General features: G+C 64.0%; 1 pseudogene. It reads right to left on the minus strand.

The features are described 5' to 3' along the window. Positions 1 to 44 precede the first annotated feature (44 nt). A pseudogene (locus tag SB725_RS31870) lies at positions 45 to 264 on the minus strand (formyl transferase); the annotation flags it as partial.

The following is a 264-nucleotide window of genomic DNA, read 5'->3' on the forward strand; positions in this document are numbered from 1 at the left end:
GCCTTTGCGGCTGCGTGGCGTGAGTGGACGAGCAGATCCGACGGCTAGGCTGATCGGACGATCAAAGTGGCGGGCTGCGGCAGCGCCCAGGCTTCGATCAACCGCTCCGGGGTGCAGCAGGTCTTGCGCTTGTAGACGAAGTTGCTGCACTTCTCGGCGAAGCCCTTGCGGTTCTGCACCATGTCCATGTGCATCTCTTCCAGCTCGGCGTTGCGGCAGTGCTGCATCAGTTGCGGGTCGGCATCCAGCTTGCGCTGGCGCAGG

It is taken from the genome of Pseudomonas sp. SIMBA_041 (genome assembly GCF_046535095.1).
Classification (GTDB): Bacteria; Pseudomonadota; Gammaproteobacteria; order Pseudomonadales; family Pseudomonadaceae; genus Aquipseudomonas; species Aquipseudomonas mucoides.